Annotated in this window: 21 protein-coding genes; 12 read left to right on the forward strand and 9 right to left on the reverse strand. The window is 68.5% G+C overall.

Annotated features, from left to right (window positions below; translation table 11 throughout):
- The first annotated feature begins 43 nt into the window (after positions 1-43).
- Together EXE63_RS15945 and EXE63_RS15950 are read left to right on the forward strand one after the other, a co-directional pair.
- Positions 44-1,330, forward strand: coding sequence for a GAF domain-containing protein (locus tag EXE63_RS15945; protein ID WP_168142734.1), 1,287 nt, complete (start codon positions 44-46; stop codon positions 1,328-1,330).
- A gap of 80 nt (positions 1,331-1,410) precedes the next feature.
- Positions 1,411-2,766, forward strand: a complete 1,356-nt coding sequence (locus EXE63_RS15950; RefSeq protein ID WP_168142735.1) for an FAD-dependent oxidoreductase — start codon at positions 1,411-1,413, stop codon at positions 2,764-2,766.
- Here EXE63_RS15950 and EXE63_RS15955 read toward each other — a convergent pair.
- Positions 2,732-3,487: an alpha/beta hydrolase family protein gene (locus tag EXE63_RS15955; protein ID WP_168142736.1), complete on the reverse strand. Its 756-nt coding sequence runs from the start codon at positions 3,485-3,487 to the stop codon at positions 2,732-2,734. The genes EXE63_RS15950 and EXE63_RS15955 overlap by 35 nt on opposite strands.
- 46 nt (positions 3,488-3,533) lie before the next feature.
- Here EXE63_RS15955 and EXE63_RS15960 point away from each other — a divergent pair, with 46 nt between their 5' ends.
- Positions 3,534-4,436, forward strand: a complete 903-nt coding sequence (locus EXE63_RS15960; protein WP_168142737.1) for a mycobacterial-type methylenetetrahydrofolate reductase — start codon at positions 3,534-3,536, stop codon at positions 4,434-4,436.
- On the opposite strand, the gene EXE63_RS15965 is transcribed toward EXE63_RS15960, so the two are convergent.
- Positions 4,397-4,858, reverse strand: coding sequence for a glucose-6-phosphate dehydrogenase (locus tag EXE63_RS15965; protein WP_168142738.1), 462 nt, complete (start codon positions 4,856-4,858; stop codon positions 4,397-4,399). The genes EXE63_RS15960 and EXE63_RS15965 overlap by 40 nt on opposite strands.
- A gap of 67 nt (positions 4,859-4,925) precedes the next feature.
- Here EXE63_RS15965 and hrpA point away from each other — a divergent pair, with 67 nt between their 5' ends.
- Positions 4,926-8,810, forward strand: a complete 3,885-nt coding sequence (gene hrpA / locus EXE63_RS15970; RefSeq protein WP_168142739.1) for an ATP-dependent RNA helicase HrpA — start codon at positions 4,926-4,928, stop codon at positions 8,808-8,810.
- On the opposite strand, the gene EXE63_RS15975 is transcribed toward hrpA, so the two are convergent.
- Both EXE63_RS15975 and EXE63_RS15980 read right to left on the reverse strand, forming a co-directional pair.
- On the reverse strand, positions 8,807-9,712 hold the full coding sequence (locus tag EXE63_RS15975; protein WP_168142740.1) for a fumarylacetoacetate hydrolase family protein: 906 nt from the start codon (positions 9,710-9,712) through the stop codon (positions 8,807-8,809). The genes hrpA and EXE63_RS15975 overlap by 4 nt on opposite strands.
- Before the next feature lie 10 nt (positions 9,713-9,722).
- A complete protein-coding gene (locus tag EXE63_RS15980) occupies positions 9,723-10,532 on the reverse strand; it encodes a thioesterase family protein (protein ID WP_168142741.1) in 810 nt (269 codons plus the stop codon).
- Positions 10,533-10,597: 65 nt separating this feature from the next.
- Between EXE63_RS15980 and EXE63_RS15985 the strand changes: the two genes are divergently transcribed.
- On the forward strand, positions 10,598-11,695 hold the full coding sequence (locus EXE63_RS15985) for an FAD-dependent oxidoreductase (protein ID WP_168142742.1): 1,098 nt from the start codon (positions 10,598-10,600) through the stop codon (positions 11,693-11,695).
- Here EXE63_RS15985 and EXE63_RS15990 read toward each other — a convergent pair.
- Positions 11,658-12,215: an NADPH-dependent FMN reductase gene (locus EXE63_RS15990; protein ID WP_168142743.1), complete on the reverse strand. Its 558-nt coding sequence runs from the start codon at positions 12,213-12,215 to the stop codon at positions 11,658-11,660. The two genes, EXE63_RS15985 and EXE63_RS15990, sit on opposite strands and share 38 nt — an antisense overlap.
- 112 nt (positions 12,216-12,327) lie before the next feature.
- Here EXE63_RS15990 and EXE63_RS15995 point away from each other — a divergent pair, with 112 nt between their 5' ends.
- Genes EXE63_RS15995 through EXE63_RS16005 form a run of 3 tightly spaced genes read left to right on the forward strand, consistent with a single transcriptional unit; the run spans position 12,328 to position 15,240 of the window.
- Positions 12,328-13,539, forward strand: a complete 1,212-nt coding sequence (locus tag EXE63_RS15995) for a CaiB/BaiF CoA transferase family protein (protein ID WP_168145612.1) — start codon at positions 12,328-12,330, stop codon at positions 13,537-13,539.
- Between the two features lie 4 nt (positions 13,540-13,543).
- Positions 13,544-14,623, forward strand: coding sequence for a sensor histidine kinase (locus EXE63_RS16000; protein WP_168142744.1), 1,080 nt, complete (start codon positions 13,544-13,546; stop codon positions 14,621-14,623).
- Positions 14,605-15,240 (forward strand): response regulator, encoded by a 636-nt coding sequence (locus EXE63_RS16005; RefSeq protein WP_168142745.1) that lies wholly within the window; start codon positions 14,605-14,607, stop codon positions 15,238-15,240. The genes EXE63_RS16000 and EXE63_RS16005 overlap by 19 nt, the downstream gene beginning before the upstream one ends.
- Here EXE63_RS16005 and EXE63_RS16010 read toward each other — a convergent pair.
- The 3 genes from EXE63_RS16010 to EXE63_RS16020 all read right to left on the reverse strand — a co-directional run bounded on the left by EXE63_RS16010 (position 15,225) and on the right by EXE63_RS16020 (position 19,189).
- Positions 15,225-16,721 carry a multicopper oxidase family protein gene (locus EXE63_RS16010; protein ID WP_168142746.1) on the reverse strand — a complete coding sequence of 499 codons (1,497 nt, stop codon included), beginning with the start codon at positions 16,719-16,721 and terminating at the stop codon, positions 15,225-15,227. The two genes, EXE63_RS16005 and EXE63_RS16010, sit on opposite strands and share 16 nt — an antisense overlap.
- Positions 16,722-16,815: 94 nt before the next feature.
- Complete coding sequence (locus EXE63_RS16015) at positions 16,816-18,003, reverse strand: acyl-CoA dehydrogenase family protein (protein WP_234904522.1); 1,188 nt, start codon at positions 18,001-18,003, stop codon at positions 16,816-16,818.
- On the reverse strand, positions 17,996-19,189 hold the full coding sequence (locus tag EXE63_RS16020; RefSeq protein ID WP_168142748.1) for an acyl-CoA dehydrogenase family protein: 1,194 nt from the start codon (positions 19,187-19,189) through the stop codon (positions 17,996-17,998). Before EXE63_RS16020 ends, EXE63_RS16015 begins: the two co-directional genes overlap by 8 nt.
- Before the next feature lie 72 nt (positions 19,190-19,261).
- Here EXE63_RS16020 and EXE63_RS16025 point away from each other — a divergent pair, with 72 nt between their 5' ends.
- Positions 19,262-19,681, forward strand: a complete 420-nt coding sequence (locus EXE63_RS16025; RefSeq protein WP_234904523.1) for an SRPBCC family protein — start codon at positions 19,262-19,264, stop codon at positions 19,679-19,681.
- A 1-nt stretch (position 19,682) separates the two neighbouring features.
- On the opposite strand, the gene EXE63_RS16030 is transcribed toward EXE63_RS16025, so the two are convergent.
- Positions 19,683-21,353: a helix-turn-helix domain-containing protein gene (locus EXE63_RS16030; protein WP_168142750.1), complete on the reverse strand. Its 1,671-nt coding sequence runs from the start codon at positions 21,351-21,353 to the stop codon at positions 19,683-19,685.
- Between the two features lie 107 nt (positions 21,354-21,460).
- Between EXE63_RS16030 and EXE63_RS16035 the strand changes: the two genes are divergently transcribed.
- Genes EXE63_RS16035 through EXE63_RS16045 form a run of 3 tightly spaced genes read left to right on the forward strand, consistent with a single transcriptional unit; the run spans position 21,461 to position 24,101 of the window.
- Positions 21,461-22,498: an ABC transporter substrate-binding protein gene (locus EXE63_RS16035; RefSeq protein ID WP_168142751.1), complete on the forward strand. Its 1,038-nt coding sequence runs from the start codon at positions 21,461-21,463 to the stop codon at positions 22,496-22,498.
- Positions 22,495-23,325, forward strand: coding sequence for an ABC transporter permease (locus EXE63_RS16040; protein WP_168142752.1), 831 nt, complete (start codon positions 22,495-22,497; stop codon positions 23,323-23,325). The genes EXE63_RS16035 and EXE63_RS16040 overlap by 4 nt, the downstream gene beginning before the upstream one ends.
- The gene (locus EXE63_RS16045) at positions 23,322-24,101 is read left to right on the forward strand and encodes an ABC transporter permease (RefSeq protein WP_168142753.1); all 780 of its coding nucleotides are present in this window, start codon (positions 23,322-23,324) and stop codon (positions 24,099-24,101) included. Before EXE63_RS16040 ends, EXE63_RS16045 begins: the two co-directional genes overlap by 4 nt.
- The last annotated feature ends 13 nt before the right edge of the window (positions 24,102-24,114 follow it).

The following is a 24,114-nucleotide window of genomic DNA, read 5'->3' on the forward strand; positions in this document are numbered from 1 at the left end:
CCTGCACGTGACACCCCGTGTGACGGGGAGCACAATCGGGGCAATGGCCGGCTCCTCGATCCCCGAGCCCGCGGTCGCCGTCGGTGACGACCCGCGTCGGTACGCCATGCTGCTGTCCGAGGTGTACGACGCGACGATGGCCGGATCCCGGGCGCCCGCGAAGCCGCGATCGGTCATCGCGGATTCCTGGAACAGGCTGCTGGGCAGTGGAATTGACCCCGAGCATCACGACCCGCCGGATGTGGACCGCAGTGGGCTGGATCTGTTGCGGCAGTCCTCGGGCCTGACGGCGGTACTCGAGGACATCTCGCGCGGGCTGGAGTCGGTGATCGCCGACGGCAACAACATCCTGGTGGTGGCGGATGCCCGCGGCCGGGTGCTGTGGCGGTCGGGCACGCCGAGGGTGCTGTCGCAGGCCGACCGGCTGGGCTTCGTCGAGGGCGCCAACTGGGGAGAGCCCGCGGTGGGGACCAATGCGATCGGCACCGCGCTGGTCTCCCGGCGGGCGGTGCAGATCTTCTCCGCCGAGCACTTCCTGCGCAGCCACCACGCCTGGACGTGCGCCGGAGCGCCCATCCGCGACCCCCGCACCGGGCACGTGATCGGCGCCGTCGACGTGTCCGGACCCGCGTCCACGGTGCACCCCACCACTGTGGCACTGGTGGATCTGGTGGCGCGCCTGGCGGAATCGCGGCTGCGCGAAGCCCACGAACGCACGCTGAACCAGTTGCGGGCCGTCGCCGCTCCGATGCTGGCCAGAATGAGCTCGCCGGCGCTGGCGGTCGACCCGGAGGGCTGGGTGGCCGCAGTGGATTCGCTACCGCCGCACAACCGGATCCTGTTGCCGCACAATGCCGGAGCTGGCCGGGCGTGGATACCGGCCTTGGGGGCCTGTGAGCTGGAGCCGCTGTCGGGCGGCTGGCTGGTGCGTCCGGTCGAGGAGATGGCCGCCGACGGCCCGGCCGGGCGTGCCACGCTGGACCTGCGCAACCACAGCGCGCCGACGCTGTCGATGGTGGGTCGGTCGGGCACCTGGTGCCGCGACATCTCCCCGCGGCACGCCGAGATACTGCTGGTGCTGGCCACCCGCCCCGAGGGGCGCAGCGGCCCGGAGCTGGCCGCCGACCTGTACGGCGACCGCTCCCGGGTGGTCACCGTCCGCGCCGAGATGTCCCGGCTGCGACGGCAACTGGTCGGTCTGATCGCCGGGCAGCCGTATCGCTTCACCGATGGCGTCGTGGTGGACGTGTGCAGGCCGGCGGATCCGGGCGCGTTGCTGCCCGGGTCATCGGCGCCCGCGGTGCGCGCCATCCGCGATCAGAGCCTGTGACCGGGATCTCTGAGGGAAAGTCTTGCGGTACGCGCGTACCAAGTTAGGGTCACCTTACCTACTGTTCGAGTGAGGTGCTCATGCGAAAACTCCGGGTTGCTGTCATCGGAGCCGGTCCGGCCGGCATTTATGCGTCCGACATCCTGACCAGCGAGTACGAGGCGGCCACGGTCGACCTGTTCGATCGGTTGCCGGCCCCGTACGGCCTGGTCCGCTACGGCGTCGCGCCCGATCATCCACGGATCAAGGAGATCATCAAGGCGCTGCGCAGGGTGCTCTCGCGCGACGAGATCCGCTTCATCGGCAACGTGCACTACGGCACCGACATCACGCTGACCGACCTGCGCCGCCACTACGACGCCGTCATCTTTTCCACCGGCGCGCGTCGCGACCGCCCGCTCGACATCCCGGGTATCGACCTGCCCGGCAGCTACGGCGCCGCGGACTTCGTGTCCTGGTACGACGGACATCCCGACGTGCCGCGCACCTGGCCGTTGGAGGCCCGCGAGGTCGCCGTACTGGGCGCGGGCAATGTGGCCCTCGACATCGCCCGGATGCTGGCCAAGCCCGCCGATGAACAGCTCGGCACCGAGATCGCCGGCAACGTCTATCAGGGGCTCGCCCTGAACAAGGCGACCGACATCCATGTCTTCGCCCGACGCGGTCCGGCCCAGATCAAGTTCTCGCCCATGGAGTTTCGTGAACTGTCGCACTCGCCGAGTGTGGACGTCATCGTGCACCCGGAGGGATTCGAGATCGACGAAGCCAGCCAGAAGGCCATCAACTCGACCAAGTCCATCAAGCTCGTCGTCGACACCATGATGAAGTACATGGACAGGGAGTCCACCGACGCGCCGCGCCGGATCCACATGCACCTCTGCCAGTCGCCCGTCGCGGTGCTCGGCACCGATGCGGTGGAGGGCCTGCGCACCGAACGCACCGAGCTGATCGGCGACGGAACCGTTCGGGGTACCGGGGAATTCACCGACTGGCCGGTGCAGGCCGTCTACCGTGCGGTCGGCTACCTGTCCTCGCATCTGGCCGATCTGCCGTTCGACCACCACGGCGGTGTCGTCCCCAACGACGCGGGCCGGGTGCTCGACGCGGACTGGATGGTGGTGGACGCCACCTACGTCACGGGCTGGATCAAGCGCGGACCGATCGGCCTGATCGGCCACACCAAATCCGATGCGGCCGAGACGATCGCCAGCCTGCTGGCCGACCTGCCGGGCCTGCGCCCGCCCGAGGTCGATGATCCGGACGCCATCCTGGGCCACCTGTCCGGCAACGGGGTCGACTACACCACCTGGGCCGAATGGGAACGACTCGATGCCCACGAGGTCGCCCTCGGTGCCGAGCAGGGCCGTGAACGGGTCAAGCTGGTGCCGCGGGCGGACATGATCACCGCAGGTAGGCGTCCGCCCACGCCCCGATGATGCGGCCGGCCCGCTTGGCCTGACCGGTCCCGGTGAGCAGGTGCTCGGAACCCTCCAGCGAGACGAAGCTGCGAGGGTGGCGTGCCATTCGGAAGATATCGCTGGCGTTCTCGATGCCGACGGTGTTGTCGGTCGGCGAGTGCAGGATCAGCAGCGGCAACCGCAGACCCTTGATCTTGTCGTCCAGCTTGGCGCGCCGCACGTCCTCGACGAAGGCGCGCTTGAGCGTCAAGGTCTTGCCGCCCGCCATCCACTGCCCGCTGCTCTCGGCGAACACCTGATCCAGACAGGCGTCGTACTGGTGCTCGACATGGGTTGGGTCGAACGGCGCGCCCACGGTGACCACGGCGCGCACCCCGGCGCAGTCACGCGCGCAGGCCAGCACCGCCGCGCCGCCCCACGAATGACCCACCAGCAGATCGGCGGGGGTACCGCGCGCGGTCATGAAATGGCACGCCGCGATGACATCGTCGACCTTGCAGGTGAACGATCCGTCACCCCAGTCGCCCTCGGAGCCGCCGAGGCCGAGCGCGTCGAAGCGGAGCATGCCGATCCCGTCGGAAGCGAGCTGCTTGCAGATCCGCGCCGCGGCGGGCGAGTCCTTGCCGAGGGTGAATCCGTGCGAAAAGACCCCCCAACCGCGTACCGGACCCTCGGGCAGGTCGATGAGACCGGCCAGGGCGGGTCCGGTCGCGCTGTGGAAGGTGACGCGTTCAGCCATGCCCAGGGTTTACCACGGCGATGCCCCGCACCTTAGGGTGGCGTTCGTGCCGCTCAATACCGTCGCGCTCGAACTCGTCCCACCGAACGTGGAACGGGGTGCGCAGTACGCCGTCGAAGAGGCGATCAAGGTCCGAACGTTGTCGCAGGAGACGGGCGTCGGGATCGGGCACGTCATGATCCCCGGGATGATCGACGAGGACGACGACCGCCCGATCGAGATGAAGCCCAAGATGGACGTGCTGGAGTACTGGTCACTGATCCAGCCCGAACTGCCCGGATCCCGCGGACTGTGCACCCAGGTCACGTCATTCCTGGACGAACCGGCGTTGCGCGGCAGGCTCACCGAGCTGAACGGGGCGAACTTCGACGGCATCGCTTTCGTCGGGGTGCCGCGCACGCTCAGCGACGGCGAGGGGGGCGGTGTCGCCCCCACCGACGCCCTGTCCACGTTCGAGAGCCTGGTGCCCAACCGCGGGGTCATCCTGATCCCGACCCGCGACGGTGAGCAGGGCCGCTTCAACTTCAAGTGCAACCAGGGCGCCACCTACGGGATGACCCAGCTGCTGTACTCGGACGCCATCGTCGGTTTCCTCACCGAATTCGCCCGCACCACCGAACACCGTCCCGAAATCCTGCTGTCCTTCGGTTTCGTGCCGAAGCTGGAAACCAAGATCGGCCTGATCAACTGGCTCATCCAGGATGCCGGTAACGCGGCCGTGGCCGCCGAACAGGAGTTCGTCAGCAGGCTGGCGCCGCTGGACCCCGACGCGAAGCGCCGGGAGATGCTGGATCTGTACAAGCGGGTGGTCGACGGTGTCGGCGGGCTCGGCTTCCCGCTGAGCGTGCACTTCGAGGCGGCCTACGGCCCCTCCAAACCGGCCTTCGACACCTTTGCCGCGATGCTCGACTACTGGGCGCCCGAAAGCTCCAGCTCGAACGCCGGATAGTCGTCCAGCATTCTGCGCAGCGCGGCCTCGAACTGCCACATCGAGGTCAGGTCATGGTCGAGGCGACAGTCCACAGCCGCGACCGCCCCGCTCGGCGGCGGCGCGTCGTGCACCCGGTCGGCGATCCGGTCGAACAGCGTGTGCGGCACCGCCAGGTAATGCCACGGGTCGTGGCGCGGGGCAGTCAGCATCGCCGCATAGAGCAGCCCGTGCTCGGTCGCCACGATGTGGGTGGCGGTGACCTTCACCGGGGCGTGCGCCTCGAGGCGACGCCATTCGGCCGCGGCCATCCGGCCGGCCAGCACGTGCAGCCGGACGTCGTCGGTGATCAGCTCCGGGAACCGCGAGCGGGTGATCTGCGGACTGGAGCGGCTCCCGACATCGAGGCAGTCGCGAAGCATGGTGCCGAAGTAGTCGTTCATGGACACCTCCCAGACCTCGAGCGTGCACCCGGGCGGGGGTGACGGTCAACCGCCTATCCTTGCGCGAGTGTCTCACCAGTCCGTCCGTGCGCTGCGCGCCAAGCTGGACGATCTGACATTCCGGGACGCCTCGCGCCTCGGGCGACGGCTCAAGGGGTTGCACGGCGAGCCCCCGGAATCGCTGATCAAGCAGTTCACCGCCGCGGAAGCGCTGGTGCTCACCCGGCAGGCCGCCGTCCCCGAGATCACCTACCCGGACCTGCCGGTGACCGACAGCCGCGCCGAGCTGGCCAAAGCGATCAGCGACAACCAGGTGGTGATCGTCGCCGGGGCCACCGGTTCGGGAAAGACCACCCAGCTGCCCAAGATCTGTCTGGAGCTGGGCCGGGGCATCCGCGGCACCATCGGTCACACCCAGCCCCGCCGGCTGGCCGCCCGCACGGTGGCCCAGCGCATCGCCGACGAGCTCGGGACTCCGCTCGGTTCCACGGTCGGCTACACCGTCCGGTTCACCGATCAGGCCAGCGACTCGACACTGATCAAACTGATGACCGACGGCATATTGCTGGCCGAGATCCAGCGTGACCGCCGGCTGCTGCGCTATGACACCCTGATCCTCGACGAGGCGCACGAGCGCAGCCTCAACATCGACTTCCTGCTCGGCTATCTGCGCGAGCTGTTGCCGCGCAGGCCCGACCTCAAGGTGATCGTCACCTCGGCGACCATCGAGCCGCAGCGCTTCGCCGCGCACTTCGCCGGAGCACCCATCGTGGAGGTGTCGGGGCGGACCTATCCGGTGGAGATCCGGTACCGGCCACTCGAGGTGCCGGTGGCCACCGAGGCGGGCGACGATCCCGACGACCCGGACCACGAGATCGTGCGCACCGAGATGCGCGATCCGACCGAGGCCATCGTCGACGCCATCGGCGAATTGGAGGCCGAACCAGCCGGCGATGTGCTGGTGTTCCTGTCCGGGGAACGCGAGATCCGCGACACCGCGGACGCCCTGCGCGGTCTGGTGGATCAGGGCACCGAGGTGCTCCCGCTGTATGCCCGGCTGTCCACCGCCGAACAGCAGAAGGTGTTCACGCCCAGCACCGCACGACGGCGAATCGTGTTGGCCACCAACGTCGCCGAGACCTCGCTGACGGTGCCGGGTATCAGGTATGTCGTGGACCCGGGTACCGCGCGCATCTCCCGGTACAGCCGGCGCACCAAGGTGCAGCGACTGCCCATCGAACCGATCTCGCAGGCCTCGGCCGCGCAGCGCGCCGGCCGGTCCGGCCGTACCGCACCCGGTGTCTGCATCCGGCTGTACGCGGAGTCCGATTTCGAATCCCGGCCCCGCTACACCGATCCGGAGATCCTGCGCACCAACCTGGCCGCGGTGATCCTGCAGATGGCCGCCCTGAAACTCGGTGATATCGAGGACTTTCCGTTCCTGGACCCACCGGACGCGCGCAGCATCCGCGACGGTGTGCAGTTGCTGCAGGAACTCGGGGCGTTCGACGGCGCCGGCGCACTGACCGAGGTGGGACGCCGGCTGGCCCGGCTGCCGCTGGACCCACGCATCGGGCGGATGATCCTGGCCGCCGACACCGAGAACTGTGTGCGAGAAGTGCTGGTGCTCGCCGCGGCGCTGTCCATCCCGGACCCGCGGGAGCGCCCGGTGGACCGGGAGGAGGCCGCGCGCCAGAAGCACGCCCGGTTCGCCGACGAACACTCCGATTTCGTGTCCTACCTGAACCTGTGGCGCTATCTGCGGGAGCAACGAAAGGAGCGTTCCGGCAGTGCCTTCCGCCGGATGTGCCGTGACGAGTTCCTGCACTACCTGCGGATCCGGGAGTGGCAGGACCTCGCGGGCCAGCTGCGCAGCATCGCGGGCGATCTGGGCATCCGGGAATCCGACGAAGATGCCGATCCGGCCCGGATTCACGCCGCGCTGACCGCCGGCCTGCTGTCCCACATCGGCCTACGGGAGGGCGAGACCCGCGACTACATCGGCGCGCGGAACACCAAGTTCGTGCTGGCGCCGGGTTCGGTGCTCTCCAAGAAGCCGCCGCGCTGGATCGTGGTGGCCGATCTGGTGGAGACCAGCCGCCTGTTCGGTCGCACCGCCGCACGGGTGGACCCGGATTCCATCGAGCGGGTGGCCGGGGATCTGGTGCAGCGCAGCTACAGCGAGCCGCACTGGAATGCGCAGCGCGGCGCGGTGATGGCCTTCGAACGGGTGACGCTCTACGGGCTGCCGCTGGTGCCACGCCGTACCGTCGGTTACGCGCAGGTCGACCCGGCGGTCTCGCGCGATCTGTTCATCCAGCATGCGCTGGTCGAAGGTGACTGGCAGACCCGGCACCATTTCTTCCGGGACAACACCGCGTTGCGCGCCGAGCTGGAGGAGATGGAGGAGCGGGCCCGCCGCCGTGACCTCGTGATCGATGACCAGGAGCTGTTCGCTCTCTACGATGCCAGGATTCCGCCGGAGGCCGTGTCGGCCAGGCACTTCGACGCATGGTGGAAGAAGCAGCGGCACAAGACACCCGATCTGCTCACGTTCACCCGCGCCGAACTGCTGCGCTCCGATGACGCCGACGAGCACCCCGATACCTGGCGCACCGAGGATCTGGCGCTGCCACTCACCTACCGGTTCGAACCGGGTGCCGCCGATGACGGTGTCACGGTGCACATTCCGGTCGAGGTGCTCACCCGCATCGGAGGCGATGGGTTCGCCTGGCAGGTGCCCGCACTGCGGGAGGAACTGGTGACCGCGCTGATCAAATCGCTGCCCAAGGATCTGCGCCGCAACTTCGTGCCCGCCCCGGACACCGCACGGGCCATCCTCGATGACCTGAACCCTGGAACCGGATCCCTGCTGACCGAGATGGCACGCGAGTTGCGCAGGCGCAGCGGCGTGGTGGTGCCGATCGAGGCGTTCGACCTGAGCAAGATCCCCGACCATCTACGGGTCACCTTCGCGGTGGAGACCGCCGACGGCACCGAGGTGGCACGGGGCAAGGACCTGGCCGGCCTGCAGGATCGGTTGGCGGCCCCGGTGCAGCGCGCGGTGGCCCAGGCCGTTGCCGGCGCATGGCAGCGGAATGGTCTGACAGCGTGGCCGCCCGATCTGGCCGAATTACCGCGCACGGTGGAACAACTCAGCGGCGGACATACCGTCCGCGGGTTTCCGGCCTTCGTGGACACCGGTGCCGCGGTGGATGTGCGGGTGTTCGCGACCAAGGCCGAACAGACCGCGACGATGCGGCCGGGTCTGCGCCGGCTGCTGCGGCTGACGGCGCCGTCGCCGGTCAAGTCGGTGGAACGCGGACTCGACACTCGGGCCAGGCTCGCCCTGAACGCCAACCCGGACGGCTCGCTGACCGCTCTGCTGGAGGATTGCGCCGACGCCGCCGTCGATGCGTTGGCCCGGGAAATGGTTTGGACCAAAGCCGATTTCGACGCGCTGACAGCCCGGGTGGGCAGGGGGTTGGCGGCGACGACCTCCGATATCGCCGCGCGGGTCGGCAAGGTGCTGGCCGCTGCCCACGAGGCGCAGGTGGCCATTCCGGACCGGCCGCCGACAGCGCAGGCCGACGCCGTCGCCGATATCAGGGCGCAGCTGGATCGGCTGCTGCCCAAGGGTTTCGTCACCATCACCGGTGTCACCCGGTTGGCCGATCTGACCCGTTATCTGTTGGCGATCGGGCGGCGGCTGGAACGGCTGCCGCACGCGCTCGGCGCCGACCGGGAGCGGATGGACCGGGTGCACGCCCTGGAGGATGCCTATGACGACCTGGTACGGACGCTGTCCCCGGCCCGCGCCGCCGGGGCCGATGTCGGCGATATCGGTTGGCAGATAGAGGAATTACGGGTCAGTCTGTGGGCTCAACAGCTGGGCACCCCGCGCCCGGTCAGCGAGCAGCGCATCTACAAGGCGATTGCGGCGATCAGCTAACGGATGTCGTGCTCGATCTGACCGATTCCGTCGAGCGTCAGCGTCAGCGTGTCACCGGGTCGCAGCCAGTGCCCGGTTTCCATGCCGGAGCCGCCCGTCAACGTCCCGGTGGCGAACAGCTCTCCGGCGCAGAGCTGTTCGCTGCGGGAAGCGTGCGCCAGCACATCGCCGATGCTGTGCTGCATATCGGCGCTGGACACCGAGCTGACCGGGCTGCCGTTGATGGTGACCGAGCCGGTGAGACTGTCGATCCGCGACAACACCTCGTCGGCGGTCACGGCGATCTCGGACATCGAGCTCAGGAAATGTTTGGATTTCTGCGGGCCGAATCCGCTGTCCATCTCCGGTCGTTGCACATCCCGGGCGCTGAAATCATTGACCACCACAAATGCTCCGATCGCGTCCAGCGCTTCGGCGGGCGTCGCGTCGAACAAGGGCGCCGAGAGCACGAATCCGAGCTCCAGTTCGAAGTCCAGTGCGCGGGAGTATTCCGGCGCCGCGACCGGTGTTCCGGTCGGTACGAAGGTCTGTGCGTTGCCCATGTAGTAGATGGGTTGCCGGTAGAACAGTGGTTTCGGTTTGAACTGCGGGACGGGCCTGCCGAGGACCCGCTCGTAGGTGGCGGTCACCCGGTGCAGGGCGGGGTGGAAGCGCTCGATCAGCCCACGAGCGGCGTCGATGTTGTGCTGCTCGAAGAGCATGAAGTCGCGGAATGACAGTGGCTGGAACGGCAACAACCGGTCGCTGTGCTGCAGATGCCGGTCGGCGGTCGCGGCTTCCCAGTGCGCGTCGAAGATCTGTCCACCGAGTGCCCTGGTGTCCGCAGTGGGTTCCCAATTGCCATCGGCAGCAAGCATTTCCAGTTGAAGACCAGCTTCGTTGCGAACGCGGCGCAGCTTCATGGCCCCAATACTACGGACGGCGGCGTACCAGTTGGGCCTGTTGGATGGCGGCGATCGGCCCGGTCTCGTCGAACAGCGTGCCCACCGAGGTGCCGACACCGTCGGGGCCATAGCTGGTCTGGGCGCGGATGCCGAACCAGTCACCCACCGGCAGCCGGTGCAGATGCACCGTGAGGTCGGTGTTGAGGAACGTCCACTGGCGGACGTCCATCCGCGAACCCATGCCATTGGCGATGTCGGCGATGCAGAACAGCCGCTCCAGAGGCGTGGCCGTCTCTCCCTTGACCAGGTCGACCTTCGAACGCACCCAGCATTCGGCGGGCACGCTGTGGAGCACGTCGTTGAGCCAATGCCAATCCAGCGTGTCGATGAAGGTCGGGCCCAGATCCGGGTTGGCCGGGCGCGCCATGCTCTCGGCGCGGGGCCGCAGCGGCGGATCCGGTGTGAACACCAGTTCGGTGGTGTCGTGTTCCTGGAACCGCCAGGCGCGGGCCTCGGCCACCGGGCGCGGCGAGCCGTCGGGCCCCGTCGCGAGCATCTCCGCGCTGAGCAGTTCGATCTTGGTGCCCGCCCGGCGGCGTTCGGCGCGCATCCACAGCGGACCGGTCACCGGGACCGGCCCGAGCAGGTCGACGACCACCCGGCTGAGCCGGGTGTCCGGGCGCGGATCGCAACGCGCCAGTGCGCGGACCAGTAGCGCCGAGACCGGCGCGGCGCCCTGCATATCGGGCGACCAGGTGCTGGTGACATCGGCGGAGGCCTCGAACCGCTCGCCGAGCAAGTCGTCGGCGTCGAGCAATTCGTAATAGGCGCCCTTCATCGCCTGAGGTTAGCCCAGCTATCGAAAGCGCAACCGAACGAGTTACCGCCGGTTAACGTGACGGGGTGCAGCGTGTTGTCATCGCCGGGCTCGGCGACACCGGGGTCCTGACCGCGCTCAAGTTGGCCAAGCGCTTCGAGGTCACCGGCATCTCCGCCAAACCCGGCCTGCTCAGCGGGCAGGAACTCGGGGTGCGGGTGGCCCGCCCGCAAGAATGGGCGCGCGACTACTGGACCGGATTCGACCGGTTCCGCGGATTGGACCGGGTGCGCACCGTGCACGGCACCCTCACCGGGCTCGATCTTGCCGCGCGGACCGTCGGCGTCGACCGTGCCGGCACCCTCGAGCACGTGCCCTACGACATCCTGGTCATCGCCACCGGTGTCACGAACGGGTTCTGGCGCCGGCCGCACCTGCAGTCCGCCGACGAGATCGACGCGGACCTGCAGGCGGTGCACCGGCGGCTGGCCGGAGCGAGCTCCATCGCGGTGATCGGGGGAGGCGCCGCGGCGGTGAGCGCGGCGGCCAACCTGGCGGTCGCGCTGCCCCACGCCGCGATCGGTCTGTACTACCCCGGCGAACATGCGCTGCCACAGCATCATCGCCGCGTGTGGCGGCGGATCGAATCGCGGCTCACCGCTTCCGGAGTGGCGCTCAATCCGGGGCACCGTGCCATGATCCCCGCAGACCATGACGAGATCACCGGCGATCCGGTGCACTGGAGCACCGGGCAGCCCGCGGTCACCGCCGATGCGGTGCTGTGGGCGATCGGCCGGGTCAGCCCGAACACCGGCTGGCTGCCCGCCGATGTGCTCGACGACGGCGGATTCGTCCGCGTCACACCGCAATTGCAGGTACCCGGCCACCCGGAGGTCTTCGCGATAGGCGATGTCGCGGCCACCGATCCGCTGCGCGCCTCGGCGCGCAGCCGCGCCGACGGTCTGCTCGCCCGCAATATCGCGGCCCACGCCGCGGGCAGGCCGCTGCGTGCCTATACGCCGCCGAAGGCGCGCTGGGGATCGGTGCTCGGCGCCCAGGCCGACGGCCTGGAGGTGTTCGCCCCGTCCGGTCAGGCGGTCCGGTTCCCGGCCTGGTCGGTGCGCAACGTCCTGCAGCCGTGGATCGTCAAGCGGGGGATATACCGAGGCGTGCGGTCAGACTGATCAACTGATCCAGCAGCGTGTCGAGTTCACCCGCGCGGCGCTCCTGCGGGGTGAATCCGTCCGCGCCGAACTCCTGGAACAGGGACAGCGCGACCTGGGCCCGGACATCGAACATCTGAAAGTTCGCCACGATCTGGCGCCACTGCTCCACGGCGCGCACACCGCCGTCCGCCCCGTAGGACACGAACCCGACCGCCTTGCCGGTCCATTCGGGACCCAGGCTGTCGACCGCATTCTTCAGCGCACCGGGCACGCCGTGGTTGTACTCGGGGGTGACGAAGACGAATCCCTCGCAGGAATCGATCGCCTGACTCCACCGGCGTACGTTCTCCGAGTCGTACTCACGGTTCGCTGCGGCGGGTGGCAGCGGCGCGGTCAGCAGTGGGACATCGAACTCCTTGAGGTCGATGACCTCGAATTCGGTGGCGTCCCGGCGTGCCGCCTGTTCGGCGACCCATTGCGCGACGGAGGCGCCGGCGCGGCCCTCCCGTATCGATCCGATGATGATGCCGATGGTCATATTCACGTTCTCCCTTCGGTAGGTGCATCGCCTGACAACGGCTCAAGTCTTCCCGAATGACGCAGGTCTATACCGTCGCGGATACGGTACGGTCGGCGGTATGGGTAAGGTCATGGAGGGCGTTCGCGTCCTGGAGGTCGCACAGTTCACCTTCGTCCCCGCCGCCGGCGCAATCCTCGCCGACTGGGGCGCCGACGTCATCAAAGTCGAGCACCCGGTGCGCGGTGACACCCAGCGCGGGTTCATCAACATGGGCGGTTTCGCGCTCGACCCCAACCGGCATCCCTTGATCGAGCATCCCAACCGGGGCAAGCGCAGCGTCGGCATCGACGTCTCCACCCCGGGCGGCCAGGAGGTGCTCTACGAGATCGCCAAGACCGCCGATGTGTTCCTCACCAACCACCTGCCCGCCCAGCGGCAGCGGAACAAGTTCGATGTCGAGCACATCCGGGCGGTCAACCCGAACATCATCTACGCCCGCGGCAGCGCCTACGGCGACAAGGGCGCCGAACGCGACACCGGTGGCTTCGATGGCACCGCATTCTGGACCCGCAGCGGTGTCGGGCACGCGCTGACGCCCGAAGAACTCGGTGGTGCACTGTCACAGGGCATCCCGGCCTTCGGTGATTCGATCGGCGGGATGAACATCGCCGGTGGTATCTCCGCGGCGCTGTTCCACCGCGAGCGCACCGGCGAGACCTCCGAGATCGACGTATCCCTGCTGAGCACGGCGTGGTGGGCGGCAGGCGCCAGCGTCACCCAGGGTATGGAGACCGGCGAGACCATGCGCTCGGTGATGCCGAATTCCGTTGGCCCCACGGTGAACCCCTTCCTGGGCAACTACCTGACCTCCGACGGTGGCACCATCAACCTGTGCATCGTCAGCCCGACCGGGTATATCCGGGACGCCTTCGAGCATCTCGGGCTGCCCGAGTTGGCCGATGATCCGCGCTTCTCCGATGTGCTTCCGCTGATCGAAAATGCCGCGGCCGCCGTCGAACTGATCACTGCAGCCATCCGCAGCAGACCGTTCGAGTACTGGCGCACGCACCTCAAGACGATGCGGGGCCAGTGGGCGCCGTTCCAGAGCCTGGTGGACCTGGGCAGCGATGAGCAGGCGCTGGCCAATGACATGGTCACCGAGGTCGAAGGCTCCGACGGCACACCTTTCAAGGTGGTGCGCGGGCCGGTGCAGTTCAACCACGAACCGCTGCAGACCACCCGCGCGCCTCAGGCCTCCGAACACACCGAGCTCGTGTTGATGGAGATCGGGCTGGATTGGGATCGCATCGAGGAGTTGAAGGACGCCGGCGCGATAGCCTGATCATGTGCACTCCCTCCTGCTCCGGAGCGCGCCGCTGCTGTTGACGCCGGTGCTCCTGGCGGTGAGTACCTTTCCCGGCGAGTTCCGGGTATCGGCGGGTTACTGGGTACTCGCCTGCACGGCGGCCGTGGTCTTCCTCTTCGGCGGCCGGTGGCCGTTTCCGATGTCGCTCGCGTTGTCCGCACTCGCGGTGCCGATGTTCGCCGCCCAGGCGTGGGGTTTGTCCGGTCTGGTGCCCTATATCGGTGCGCTCGCGCTGACCGAGCTGGCAGCACGCACCGACCGGGATCCGATCATCGCCGTCGCCGCCACCGGCTGGCTGCTCGCCCTGGTGGTGGGGGTGCAACTCGACGATCACGCGGCGCGGTGGAGCGCCGCCGATATCACCACCGTGGTGGCGGCGTTCGGGCTGCCACTGCTGCTCGGCCTGTACCTGCGCGGTCAGCGACGGTTCCGGGCACTTGCGGAATCGGAGGTTCGCGCTGCCGAACGTGGCGCCATGGCGCGTGAGTTGCACGATCTGGTCGCCCATCACATGGCATCCATCGCGCTGCGCACCGGCGTCGCCGAACACGTGATCGGCAAGCAGGATCCGCGGGTCGCCGAGGTGCTCGACGATGTGCACCGCACCGCGGCCGACGCACTGGCCGATATCCGGCGCTGGCAGGCGGCGCTGCGTGACCCGGCCCTGCACGAGGTGGCGATGGTGGAACCCGAGGCGCTGTGGGGCGAGATCGATGCCGCCGTGCACCGCACCCGCGCAGCGGGTTTCACCGTCGACGCGGATATCGACGCGACGATCACCGGGCTTGACGCGATGGCGCGGTTGACCGTACTGCGGGTGACGCAGGAGGCGCTCACCAATGTGATGAAACATGCCGATCCGGAAGGTCCTGTGCAGCTGTCCATCGCACGCCGCGATGGCGGTGTGGAGATCGGCGTCGACAGTGTCGGGGTCGACGAGCAGCAGGGTGGCCTGGGTATCGTCGGCATGTCGGAGCGAATGGTGCTCTGCGGCGGCACGTTCGCCGCCGGCCGCAGCGAGCAGGGATGGAAGGTACGGGCATGGCTACCCGCATCCTGATCGCCGATGACCAACGCCTGGTCCGGGCCGGACTGCGCATGCTGTGCGAATCGACGGACGGTGTGCAGGTGGTCGGTGAGGCTGCCGACGGTGCGCAGGCGGTGCGGCTGGCCGCGGAGGTGGCGCCGGATGTGATCCTGATGGATCTCCGGATGCCCGGGGTCGACGGTGTCACCGCCATCGGACAGGTGCTCTCCGTTCGCCCTGAGGCAAAGATACTGGTGCTCACCACTTTTGACGACGATGACCATGTGTATCCCGCGCTGGCCGCCGGGGCCGCGGGCTTCCTGGTCAAGGACACCGAACCCACCGAACTGATTGCCGCCGTGCATCGGGTCGCCGCCGGTGACTTCGTGCTGTCACCACATCTTTTGCAGCGGTTGGTGTCCCGAGCGGTCGACGCGCGTGTGCCCGACGGCCCCACTGCGGCACCGCTGACCGCACGTGAAGAGGATGTGCTGCCCTTGGTCGTCGAGGGACTGTCCAATCAGGAGATCGCCGATCGGCTGCATCTCGGCGTCACGACCGTCAAGACGCATGTCGCGAACCTGATGGACAAGCTCGGTGCGCAGAACAGGGTGCAACTCGCGGTGTTCGGATATCAACGCATGGCGTGAGGCATGTCCATGGCCATCGGTTCGGCCTGCTGCCCGGGATTGAGCACCAGGAACTGACCCATCATGCCCTGGTCCTCATGCAGGGCCAGATGGCAGTGATACATGTACGGGAAGGTGGGGTCGGTGTAGTCGGAGAATCGGACCGCAAGCCTTATCCGTTGCCCCGGTGGGGTGTACACCGTGTCCTTGTAACCTGCCAGCTGCGGCGGTGGCGGCGCGCCGTCGATGTCGATGACCCGGAACTGGGTGTCGTGCACGTGGAAATTGTGCGGCCAGTTGTCCACGTTGCGTACGGTCCAGATTTCGTCGGTATCCACGGTCGCCTGGAAGTCGATGCGGTTCATGTCCATCCGGTTCCCGTTGATCATGAACCACTGCAGGTCGAACTCGCGGTGCACCGAGCGCGCCGGATCCGGCAGCGCCGGCAATGCGGCGAGCGCTGCGGGGAGCGTCGCGCTAGGACGCAGAGTGGACTCCGGTTGCAGCCGCAGGATGGTGAACGAGTCACCGACCCCGAAACGGGCTGCCTCCTCGGCGTCCAGCCCGGCCCGGTCATCGATCGGGAAGGATTGCAGCACAGCAGTGTTGCCAGTTGAGCAGTCGACGATGATCTCGGCCCGCTCGCCCGGACTCAGCTGCACCCGGGTGGCCGGAACGGGAGCGGCGAGCAGTCCGCCGTCGCCGGCGACGATGTGGAAAGCCCGGCCGTCGGAGAAACCCAGGTTGTACAGCCGGCCACCGGAACCGTTGAGAATGCGCAGCCGGACCCGCTCGGTGCGCACCGCGAGATGGGCTCCGGCAATACCGTTGGTGACGATGGTGTCGCCGAGCAGGCCGATGTCCGTCGGATCGGATTCGTCGAGCGCACCCGCGGGCGTGAAGCGGCGGTCCTGGATGATCAGCGGGATGTCGTCGACGCCGTATTCGCGCGGAAGACCCGCAGTGCCGTCGCCGTCGTCGTCGATGAGGAACATGCCGGCCAGTCCCCGGTAGATGTGCTTCTCGGTCGCGCCGTGCGGATGCGGGTGATACCAGAGCGTCGCCGCGGGTTGCCGCACCTGCCAGCGGGGCTGCCATTGCCCGCCGGCCGGCACCGTCTGGTGCGGACCGCCATCGCACTGGGCCGGCACGTGCATACCGTGCCAGTGCACGGTGGTCGGTTCGGTCAGCGCGTTCTCGACCTGGACCGCCACCGATTCACCGCGCCGGGCGCGCAGCGTCGGCCCCAGGATCGAGCCGTTGAATCCCCAGGTGGCGGTGCGCACCCCGGGCAGCATCTCGGTCTCCCCGGCGATCGCCCGCAGGGTGAAGATACGGGTGCCGTCGGGGCCGACGGTCGAGTCGGCCAACGGCGGGATCGGCAGCGGACGGGTCAGTGCCTGCGCGCGGCGCTCGGGCTGGGGGCTCGAGCAGGCCAGCGTCAGGGCCAACGGGGTTGCGGTGAGGCCGACGAGGAGCTGTCGGCGGGACAGGAGGGGCACACGTCGAGTCTTCGGCGTCCGGCGACGGCAGGAATCCGCCCGGAGGCCCGAGAATCCCGCCCCGCCGGCCCTTGTGCGACCCGCGTGCTGTCTGCTACATGCCGGTAGCGACCCGTGGTGCCCGGTCCGCCGGCGCGGTGTCGAGGACCAGCTCGGCCACCCGGTTGCGGTGTGCTTCGGCACTGCCCAGCAGCGCCGCATCAGTGGTGGCCCGCTTGAAGTACAGGTGCGCCTGGTGCTCCCAGGTGAAGCCGATCCCGCCGTGCACCTGGATGGTGTCGGCGGCGATGCGGGAGAACGCCGCCGACGCCAGGGCCTGCGCGATGGCGGACGACAGGGCCGGGTCGTCGGAGCCGTCGCTGAGCGCCCACACCGCGTGATAGGTCGCCGAGCGGGCATGTTCCAGATCGACCAGGCCCTCGGCCAGCCGGTGCTTGACGGCCTGGAAGGACCCGATCGGGCGGCCGAACTGCAGCCGGGACTTCGCGTACTCGACGGCGAGATTCAGCAGGTGTGCCGCGGCGCCGATCTGTTCGGCGGCCAGCAGAGCCGAGCCGACCTGCAGCGCGTGGGTGATCACCCGGTCGGCCTCATCCGGTCCGGCCAGCAGCCGCGCCGGCGCATCGGACAGCTCGATGGTCGCCTGCGGCCTGGTCAGGTCGAGGGTGACCAACGGGGTGCGCTGCACGCCGGGGCCGCTCGCGTCAACGGCGTACAGCGCCACGCCCCCGGGCCCCGTTGCGGCAACCAGGAGTTCGTCGGCGGCATCGGCGTCGACGATGCGTTCGACCCGTCCGGTCAGCCGCTCGGTTCCGGTGACGGTGATGGCGGCGGGGTCGAAGGCGCCGGCCCGATCCGGGACCGCGAACGCTGCCGTGCGGGTGCCCTCGACCAGGGCGGCGAGCAGATCGTCACGGTCCGGGCCGGCAGACGCGGCGACCAGCGCCGGGATGGCCAGGAACACGGTGCCGAAGAGCGGCCCGGTCGCCAGCGCAGCACCGAGTTCCTCCACCGCGATGGCCTGATCGACCAGCGTGCCGCCGACGCCACCAGCGGCCTCGGGTACCGACAGCCCGAGTACACCGAGCTCGGATCCCAAGCGCTGCCAGACTTTTCGGTCGAAGCGCGGCTCGGATTCCATCTGGGCACGGGCCTTGGCCTCGCCGAAATTGTCGGCGCTGAATTTGCGCACCGCATCCCGGAGTTGGGCCTGCTCGCCGGTGAACACGAACTCCTGCGAATCAGCCACATTGTCGGGCTGATCCGTAAACTCCTCAGCCACGCGGGATCTCCTTCCACGGCATACCGGCATCGGCCCGCAGATCGCCGGGCAGGCCCAGGATCCGCTCGGCCAGGATGTTGCGCATCACTTCCGATGTCCCGCCTTCGATGGTGTTGGCCTTGCTGCGCAGGAAGCGCTGCTGGATGGGACCCCGCCAATCCGATTCGTCGTCGCTGTCGTGAAGTCCGTACCCGTGGTACAAAATGCCCTCGGCGCCAAGCAGATCCATGCACCAGGTGTAGATGTGCTGGTTGAGTTCGGCGCCGACGAGCTTGCCGATCGAACCCTCCGGCCCCGGGCCGCCGACGGTGGCGGTGGCCCGGGAACGCTGCGCGGTCAGCCGCTGGGCCTCCGAACGCAGCCACAGCTGGGTGAGCCGGTCGCGCAGCACCGGGGTCTGCAGGTCCGGCCGTGCGGCCCACAGCCCGACGGCCTCGGCGATGGTGCCCGCGCCGCGCTTGGCACCGCTGCCGCCGAGCGCACTGCGCTCGTTCATCAGCGTCGTCATCGCCACACCCCAGCCGTTGCCGACCTCGCCGAGCCGGTGCGCATCGGGGATACGGGCGTCGGTGATGTAGACCTCGTTGAATTCGGCCTGCCCGGTGAGCTGCCGCAGCGGCCGCGTCTCGACACCGGGGGCATGCATGTCCAGCACGAAATAGGTCAGCCCCTTGTGCTTGGCCACATCGGGATTCGTGCGCGCCAGCAGCAGCCCCCACCGCGCCCGGTGGGCCAGGCTGGTCCACACCTTCTGCCCGTTGATGACCCAGTCGTCACCGTCGCGGACGGCGGAGGTCGCCAACCCGGCCAGATCGGAGCCGGCGCCGGGCTCGGAGAACAGCTGGCACCAGATGTCCTCGGTGCTGGCCAGCGGCCGCAGCCAGAACCTCTTGAGGTCCTCGGACTGTGCATGCTCGCGCACCGTCGGCGCGGCCATCCCGTAACCCATCGGGTTGAGCCCCAGCGGCATCGGACCGCCGGCGCCCTGCAGGATGCCGTCCGCGACGGCCTGCAGCCCGCGGGAGACCCCCAATCCGCCGAGTCCCTCCGGGAAGTGCACCCAGGACAGCCCGGCGTCATAGCTCGCCGTCAGGAACTCCGGGATCGGGACCTTCTTCGGGTCGTGGTCCGCCACGACCTGCCGGGCCAGGTCAGCGACCCGGTCCGCATCGGCTTTCGCGCTCATCCAGCCACCTTAGGTAAGAGTGATCGACGTCACGTAGGCGGGTCGACCAACCGGTGGGGCAGGATGTGGTTCATGCACGTCACAGCGAAGGCCACCGTCAACGTCCCGATCGACACGGTGTGGGCCACCCTGACCGACCACGTCGGCATGGCCGGTTGGGGTCCGGGTGTCAAGGTCACGCTCGGCAAGCCCGGCACCCCCGATCCGAACGGTTTGGGCGCGGTCCGCCGGATCGGCACCCCGGGCCCGGGTCCGGACATCGTCGAAGAGGTGGTGACCTTCGACGCGCCACACGTGTTCGGCTACAAGGCGCTCTCGGGCACCCCGTTCCCCGGCTACACCGGCGAAGTGCGGCTGACCGAGGCCGGCACGAGCACCCACATCGAATACACCATCGGCTCGACCGCCACGTTCCCGCTGGTGAAGATCCCGCTCGCCGGAATCGGGCAGGTCCTGCTGCGGCTGCTGGTGCGGGCCTCCTCGCGGGCCTGACCTATCGGAGTGCCGCGACCTGGGCGACCGTCAGGGCCGACGTGAGCCGCAGCAGATCCCGCGGCCGCGACAACTGCAGCCCGGTCAGCTCTTCCAGGCGTCTGATCCGCTGGGCAACGGTGTTGGGATGCAGGTGAAGTGCGTTCGCGGTGGCACGACGGTCCAGGCTGTGCTCCAGGTGCACGCGCGCGGTGTGGATGAGTTGGGTCTGACGGCTCCGGTCGTAGTCGAGGACGGGGCCCAGCACCGCGCGTGCGAACGCCCGCAACCGCTGCGGGTCGTCGAGCTGCAGCAGTAGATGATCGATGGTCACATCGGCCATGTCGATCACTGTCGTCGATTGGGTATCCGACGCGAGATTCATGGCACCGCACAGGGTTCGGTAGGCATCCGGCAGATCGGTCACCGTGCCCGTGGCGGAGACGGCTGCCACGGCGAACTCGGCGGCGCCGGATGCCGACAGGGTGCCGACGAGCCTGCCGGCCAGATCGGCGGCCTCCGAGTGTGACTCCGAGGAGCACACCACCACCAGATCGCCGCGGTACAACGCGGCCAGTGGTCTGGGGGCGGTATCGGCGGCGAACCGGTCGGTGATCGACAGAATCCGCTCGGCCCGTTCGGCTTCCGGCCACCGGATGGTGATCAGCGTCTGGCTGCCGGACAGGTCCCAGCCGAGACGCCGCGCCCGCTCCAACAGCGAGCTCGTGGCGAGGGCATCGGTGACATCCGCGGTGAGCAGATCGGCGAGCAGCGAGCCGCGCAGGCGCTGTTCCACCTCGGCCGCGGTGCGGGCCCGCAGCAGCTCCAGCGCGGTCACCACCGCGGCATGTTCGACCGCACGGACATCGAGTGCGGACAACACGTGCTCACCGGCGACTTGTATCCGGGCCACCACCGTGCCGTCGAGCACCACTCCGGATTCCCAGTGATCATCGACAGGGGTCACGGTGGGGCTGAGCTCGCCACCGTGAACCTCGTCGATCAGCACGGCGCGGCCCAGCAACTCGGCCAATGCGTCGGCGACCCCCGCGACACCCTCGCCACGCAGTGCGGTGGCCATCAGCAGCCCGTGCACCTCTTCGGCGCGGCGGAGTTCCCGGATGGTGGCCTGCTCCTGGGCCCGCAGTTGTGCGGTCCCCAGGGCGATCGCCACCTGGGTGGCCAGCGTCGTGACGAGGCTGACCTCGGCGGCATCGAAGCTGTGCGGCCCGGTGCGGTATCCGTTGAGCGCTCCGACGATCGCGCCGGCCCGGCGCAGCGGCACGGAGATCAGCGCCCGGTAGCCCTGTTCGTGGGCCACCCCGCCCCAGCTGAACTCGGGTACCAACTCGATGTCCTCCAGGGTCACCACCTCGCCGGTACGGAACGCGATGCTGGTCGGCGCCTCCTGTTCGCCGTCAACGTCCAGCAGGATCGGACGATCGGCATTGACCTGCGCGATGTAGTCGCCGGACAGGCCGTGCGAACCGACGATGGTCAGTGCCGCGCGGGCGTCGTCGGGCAGGAACACCGCGCAGAAGTCATAGCCGAGCAGGGTGCACGCGGTGCGGGCCACCCGGTCGAGCAATTGGGAGACGGGCGCATCCCCGCCGACCGCCTCGCCGATGCCGGCCAGCGCGTGTAGCCAGCGTTCCAGTGTCGGGTCGCCGACAGGGTGTGTCTTTGCGGACATAAAAGCCAGCATAAGTGTGTGTTGAGCGACATTGCCTGAGCGGTGGAATGCCGAGCATCGTGGGACTCGTGATCACCGTCACAAGAATTCGTTCGAGGAGAGTGCCGATGCGCAGAACTGCCAAAGCTCTGGTGGCCCTGATGGCCACCGCCGTCCTGGCACTGACCACGGCCTGCTCGGCAGGGCTCGGCGGGCCCGCGTCATCGCGGTCCGCCCAGGACGGCGTCATCCGCTTCACCTTCGCCCCGGACCCGATCTGGGACTACATGCACGACGCCGGCATCGTCGAGCAGTGGCAGCGCGACACCGGCTACACCATCGAGACCAGCGCCACCTGGGACGAGTTCGGCCTGTTCGCCGGTGGGCACGCCGATATCATCTCGACGGCCTCCTTCGAGGTGCCCGCCCTGGAGGAACAGACCCAGCGCGAGACCGTCATCATCGGGCGCTACAACGCCGAGCGCAGCCGCATCCTGGTCCGCGCCGATGATCCCGCCCAGTCCCTGGAGGATCTGCGCGGCCGCCGCCTCGGGGTGTTCACCACGGTGTCGGGCACGCTGGTGTGGAGCGCGCTGGTCAAGCAGATGCACGATATGCAGCTGCTTGACGGCGACTTCGACGTCGTCGTCGCCGATATCCAGAACCTGTCGAACCTGTTGGCGCGCGGCGAGATCGACGCCTGCATCTGCTATCCGGACCTGTCCGCGCGGGAGCTCCGCAGCGGTGCGGTGCGGCCGCTCTACGACGGCAAGTCCTCGGCGGACCTGTTCGCCGAATTCAACGCACCGGGCCACGACGGCCCGATGGGCAATGTGTTCGTCGCCCGCAAGGACTGGGTCGACGGCCATCCCGGCGAGGTGTCGGCCTTCCTGGATCTGTGGGACCGCGGCCTACGGGAATGGCAGCAGCACCGCGACGTCATGATCGAGCGCTACCCACAGCACTTCGCCGTCTCCACCCCGGAGGACATCGAGTTCATGAAACAGTATGTGGCCGAACATGACTGGGTGGTCGACGAGGTTCGCTTCGGCCAGAAGTGGGCCGATGACGAGAGTTCGATCTTCGACCTGATGCGTACCACCGGCGTGATCGGCGACGACATCGCCGATCCGCAGTTCCTGCCAGCAGAAGGAGTCCACCAGTGACCCAGACCGTCACGGCGCGGCCGGCCCAGCGCGAACCGCGCGACACCCCGCCACGAGCCGCCGTCCACCGACCCTGGGGGAGCCGCCGCTGGCTGGTCTCCGGGCTGGCCCTGATCGGCGCGGTCGGAGTGTGGGCGTTGGCCGCGGTCATCGTCAACGATCCGATCCTGCCGAACCCGGCCGACGTCGCCGACCGGGTGCTCGCCATCATCGTCTCCGGTGAGGCGGTGACGAACTTCGCGGCCAGCATCGGCAAGATCGCCGCCGGTTTCGCGATCGCCATGGTGGCCGGGCTGGTCATCGGATTCGCCATGGGCCGCTCCACGTTCATGACGTCCTACTTCTCGCTACCGCTGTTCGTGCTCGGCAACATGCCCGGCCTGACCTACGCGGTGTTCGGCCTGCTGATCTTCGGCGTCGGCGCCGGGGGACCGATCGTGGTCTCCGCCCTGGTGGCCACCCCGTTCATCGCGATGAACGTGGCCGAGGGGGTGCGGTCGGTGGACGGCAACCTGCTGGCGATGTGTCACGCCTTCGAACGCCGGCGCTCCGATATCCTGCGCCACCTCTACCTGCCGGCGGTGACGACCTTCGTATTCGCCGGTGTGCGTTACGGATTCGCGATGGCATGGAAGGTCGAGGCGCTGACCGAGGTGTTCGGCGCCAGCAGCGGTGTCGGATTCATGATCCGCAAGGCCTACCAGGAATTCCAGGTCGACGACATGCTCGCCTGGACCGCGCTCTTCATCATCGCGATGGTACTCATCGAGCGCGGTCTGGCTCATCTGGAGACCCGCTTCTTCGCATGGCGGAAGGAAATCGCATGACCACCCTCACCTCCTGGCAGCACCGCATCCGCAGCCAGAGCACCTCCGCCGCAGCCGTTCTCGCGGCCCTGGCGACAATCATCGGAGCCTGGCAGCTCGCGGTGATCTTCGGAAACCGGGTGCCCTCGCTGGCCGACACCATCGGCAGGCTCGGCGCCGAAGCCGCCATCGGCGAGCTCTGGGGAAACCTGGCCATCAGCATGAACCGGTTCCTGCTCGGCCTCGTCGCCGCCCTGGTGGTCGGTGCGGTGATCGGCGTCCTGATGGGACTGTCCAGGATCGCTGACCTGGCCTTCTCCGACCTGAACGCGGCGGCCCTGGCCATTCCGGCGGTGATCTGGGCGCTGCTGACCACCATGTGGTTCGGGTTCGGCTGGCTGACCCCGGTGGTCACGGTGTTCCTCTCCGGAGTGCCGTTCGTCGTCGTCAACATCGCCAAGGCCACCAGGGCGGTGCCCGCCGACCTGATCTTGATGGCACGGGCGTTCGGGGTGTCCCGGACCCGGGTACTGCGCGAGATCGTCGCACCCGCGGTCGCCGGATCCACCGTGGCCGCGGTGCGTTTCGCGATCATGAGCGCCTGGAACGGTCTGCTGCTCGCGGAGTGGTTCGGCTCAACCTCCGGTGTCGGGTGGCGGTCGCGCTACTGGTACGACGCCAACCAGCTCGACGGCTTCCTGGCCTGGGTGCTGGTCTTCATCCTGCTGCTGGTCATCGCCGACCTGCTCATCCTCGGTCCCATCGAGCGCTACGCCACCCGCTGGCGCACCGCCTAGAAAGAGAGCGACA

This window comes from Mycolicibacterium frederiksbergense, from assembly GCF_012223425.1.
Lineage (GTDB): Bacteria > Actinomycetota > Actinomycetes > Mycobacteriales > Mycobacteriaceae > Mycobacterium > Mycobacterium frederiksbergense.